Genomic DNA, 515 nt, shown 5'->3' with positions numbered 1-515 from the left:
GCTGACGCAGTCGGGCAGGCCCGCCCGACTGATCGATGTCAGTCGATCGGGCGGGGAACCCACAAGTGAATATTCTTCTCTATCCATCTTCGCCCTGCTGCAGATTTTAAATACTTTTCGCGTAAACGGGCATTTGAATATCCCTTAATCTTCTCAAAATAAATTAGCTTCCATGGACGACCAGCTTTGGTTGACCGAGTTCGTCCGGCGTTATGATCCTGGATACGGTTCGTGAGATTGGTTGTTATTCCTTTGTATAGCTGATCGTTTTTCCCCTGGATGATATAGATAAAATGCATCCAATAAATTAATTTGATCTACGGTCAATGGAAAATATTCTTATGAAGAGGAGGATTGAGTGAATGTGTGAGAGTGGGGAAAAAAAGAGCGAAATGGGTGCAGAAAAAGATACGGGATACGGGGAAACACAAAAAGCAGCCCAAAGAGCTGCTTTTTGTGTTTGTACCCGGAGTGGGACTTCCCGCCTGCTGACGCAGTCGGGCAGGCCCGCCCGA

General features: G+C 47.0%; 1 protein-coding gene. It reads right to left on the bottom strand.

What is annotated here, in order from left to right; genetic code table 11:
* Positions 1-38: 38 nt before the first annotated feature.
* Complete coding sequence (locus LDX50_RS31135; RefSeq protein ID WP_225700128.1) at positions 39-299, bottom strand: GIY-YIG nuclease family protein; 261 nt, start codon at positions 297-299, stop codon at positions 39-41.
* Between the last annotated feature and the right edge of the window lie 216 nt (positions 300-515).

It is taken from the genome of Fulvivirga sedimenti (assembly GCF_020328055.1).
The sequence above is the reverse complement of the archived record's forward strand: the minus strand, read 5'-3'. Positions and strand labels throughout refer to the sequence as shown.